This is a genomic window from Nocardia sp. NPDC004260 (assembly GCF_053603155.1).
The window spans coordinates 1-2,602 of the sequence record NZ_JBSGEZ010000222.1 but is presented as its reverse complement, the minus strand read 5'-3'; the positions used below and the strand labels follow the sequence as shown (position 1 = coordinate 2,602).

Sequence of the window (2,602 nt, the reverse complement as noted above, 5' to 3'; positions counted from 1 at the left end):
CAGCGCGGCCGTGGCTGTGTGGCGCCGATGATCCGGCGAGAAGGCCTATGCGGAAAGAGCGGCAGTTACGGGCTGGCCGACCGTGACCCACTCACGGGGGAGGGCGGGTTGGTGTGGTTCTGCGCCCGCCACCGGCACCTCGGCAAGGCGGCGGAAGAACGCACACGTCAATGGGCGGAGAACGGTAAGCCGTTGCCGCCCGCCAATACCGGCGGCGTGCTCAAGCGGTATTGGGATGCCGACTGGGATCACATCTACCGGTGGGCGTCCGGGCGTGACCCGATGCCCGGCGGGCGTGAAGCCACACCGCCGCGGCCGAAACTGCGGCTGATTCAGGGCGGCGAGCAGGCGGAGGAGGTGCGGTGATGGCCGAGCGCAAGAAACAGGCGATCCCGAACGCCGTCAGGCGGGAGGTGTGCCGCGCTGCGGGCGCCGAGATCGGGCGGACCGTGGACGTCCAGTGTGCGTACTGCGACTTCTACGGCTCGATCTCCTGGTCCGAGGACTACCGCTACTGGCCGGTGATCGACGGCCTGGAATTACACCACGTGATTCCTGAATTCCATGGTGGGCCCACGAGTGCGGACAACATCACGCTTGCGTGCCGCTCGTGCAATCGTAGTAAGGGGCATCGCATATGAGGATCCGTTCGATCAAGCCTGACTTCTGGCGGTCGAAAGACATCAGCGACCTCACCGATTGGAACGACCGGCTGATTTTCATTGGCCTGTGGTCCTACGTGGACGACAACGGTGTTGGGCTCGACCGGCTGTCGCTAATCACCACGGATCTGTTCGCCGACGACGTCGAGCGAGACCCTCACGAGACATTCGCGAGAGTGTCGCGAGGGTTGCAGAACCTTGCCGAAGCGGGCCGAATCGTTCGCTACACCGTCGATGGCAAGGACTACCTGTCCATCACGAACTGGAAGAAGCATCAGCGGGTCGACAAGCCGAATAAGGCGCGCTTCCCTGGGCCGACCAGCGATGATGACGGCTCTCGCGAGACAGTCGCGACACCCTCGCGAGACTCTCCGGAGATCCCCGCGCCCGGAGCAGTGGAGCAGGGGAGCAGTGGAACAGAGGAGCAGAAGAAAAAGCGGGCGCCGGCAAAGCCGGACGCGGCCAAGCCGAAGGCTGTCGAGCAGGTCGTGGCCGAGCGCGCCTACGAGCGAGTCGGCAAGGCGCTGAACTTCATGGCCACTCGCCAGATCGTGAAGTGGGCAATTCATGAACGCGGTGCCGACCCGGACACGGTCGAGAACGCGATCGTCTCGATTTACCGGATGGGCAAACCCATCACGCGGCAAGTCGTCGGCCAATTCCTCGACGGACACTTCCATGCCAACACGAATGGCATTTCGCGGGCGGACCAGAAGGTCCAGGGCTACCTCGAAATGGGCGCCCGCCTCACGAGCCATTCGGATGAGCCGAAGGAGATCACCCGATGATCACCGACGACGACAAACACACCGCAGCCATGGTCCTGGCCAAGTGCGCGGCGAACGACCCGTGGTTCCCCGCCGGTGGCGAGTCCACCGTCCTGGCGTGGGCGGAGGTGTTCTCCGAGTCCGGGCTGGCGCGCGAGGATCTGCTCGCCGGTGTGGCCCGCGCCTACCGCCTGGCGGAGGAAGGCTTCCGGCCTCTCCCGGCGTCGATCGTGCGCCATGCCCGAGCCGCCTACTTCGAGCAGTTGAAGTCGCTGCCGGAGGAACGACGGGAGTTGATGGAGGAGGCGAACCACATCCTCCAAGACATGGGGGTTTCCCCGCCGGACGCGCACAGGTTCGCTCGCCGGGTGGCGTTGGGCCGGGCGCCGCACTTCCGGTTGACCGACGCCCAACACGCGGAGTTCCAGCAGCGGATGGCGGCTCGGCAGGCATTGACCGACGGCAACCGTCGGGCACTGGACTTCGGTTCGGTCGTCAAGTCGGTGGATCGTGCCTAGCCCGATCCCCGAGGCGTACGCCGACTGCATCGACCTCAAGTGCCACTGGTGCGATGCCGAGCCCGGCGACTACTGCATCAACCCGATCAATGGTCTGCACCGCGGTACGCCGTGCTGGACCCGGATTCACGACGCGGAGTGCAACCGCGCGGAGAGCGAGACCCGATGACTGAGCTGTTCCATCCCCGCACAGAGCAGGCGGTGCTCGGCGGGATGCTGATCCACCACACCGCCCTGGAGGTCGGTGCCACCACGGTGACCGCGGAGGACTTCGCCGCGCAGGCGCACCGGGACATCTTCGAGACGGTGCGCGACATGCACGCGGCCGGGCAGACGGTGGACCCGGTGACTGTGGCCGCAGCCTTGGACCGGCGGGGGGTTCTCGCGGATGTCGGCGGTCCGGCGTATCTCGTGCAGCTGACGATGGCGGCGATGTGATGAGCCAGAAACCCGTCCGGATCACCCGGATACCCCAACCCGCCCCCGTTCGTCCGGCAGAGAGCCAAACAGCGCCCTCTACGCCCCCTCGTGGTCCGCTCGTGTGCCGCATCTGCGGGGCGCAGGTGATCGACCGGGCCAAGCACGCCGAGTTCCATGCGGACATCGCGAAGGTGACGCGGTGGATGCAGCGGGTGAACGAGATCCTCGGCGACCG

The 2,602-nt window shown here is 66.1% G+C and carries 6 protein-coding genes; all 6 read left to right on the top strand.

The genetic code is table 11. The annotated features are described in order from the left end of the window. Positions 1-366, top strand: a 366-nt coding sequence (locus ACWEO7_RS39115; RefSeq protein WP_452430850.1) for a hypothetical protein, incomplete at its 5' end; no start/stop codon positions are given. Then, positions 366-641, top strand: a complete 276-nt coding sequence (locus ACWEO7_RS39110; RefSeq protein ID WP_452430848.1) for an HNH endonuclease — start codon at positions 366-368, stop codon at positions 639-641. The genes ACWEO7_RS39115 and ACWEO7_RS39110, both read left to right, overlap by 1 nt. Further along, positions 638-1,450 (top strand): hypothetical protein, encoded by an 813-nt coding sequence (locus tag ACWEO7_RS39105; protein WP_452430846.1) that lies wholly within the window; start codon positions 638-640, stop codon positions 1,448-1,450. The genes ACWEO7_RS39110 and ACWEO7_RS39105 overlap by 4 nt, the downstream gene beginning before the upstream one ends. Next, positions 1,447-1,947: a hypothetical protein gene (locus ACWEO7_RS39100; protein ID WP_452430844.1), complete on the top strand. Its 501-nt coding sequence runs from the start codon at positions 1,447-1,449 to the stop codon at positions 1,945-1,947. The genes ACWEO7_RS39105 and ACWEO7_RS39100 overlap by 4 nt, the downstream gene beginning before the upstream one ends. Then, complete coding sequence (locus ACWEO7_RS39095) at positions 1,940-2,116, top strand: hypothetical protein (RefSeq protein ID WP_452430842.1); 177 nt, start codon at positions 1,940-1,942, stop codon at positions 2,114-2,116. The genes ACWEO7_RS39100 and ACWEO7_RS39095 overlap by 8 nt, the downstream gene beginning before the upstream one ends. After that, positions 2,113-2,385 (top strand): DnaB-like helicase N-terminal domain-containing protein, encoded by a 273-nt coding sequence (locus ACWEO7_RS39090; RefSeq protein WP_452430839.1) that lies wholly within the window; start codon positions 2,113-2,115, stop codon positions 2,383-2,385. The genes ACWEO7_RS39095 and ACWEO7_RS39090 overlap by 4 nt, the downstream gene beginning before the upstream one ends. The last annotated feature ends 217 nt before the right edge of the window (positions 2,386-2,602 follow it).

Coding starts and splice junctions, on each gene's coding strand:
- ACWEO7_RS39110 (WP_452430848.1), top strand. CDS start 366: ATGGCCGAGCGCAAGAAACAGGCGATCCCGAACGCCGTCAGGCGGGAG.
- ACWEO7_RS39105 (WP_452430846.1), top strand. CDS start 638: ATGAGGATCCGTTCGATCAAGCCTGACTTCTGGCGGTCGAAAGACATC.
- ACWEO7_RS39100 (WP_452430844.1), top strand. CDS start 1,447: ATGATCACCGACGACGACAAACACACCGCAGCCATGGTCCTGGCCAAG.
- ACWEO7_RS39090 (WP_452430839.1), top strand. CDS start 2,113: ATGACTGAGCTGTTCCATCCCCGCACAGAGCAGGCGGTGCTCGGCGGG.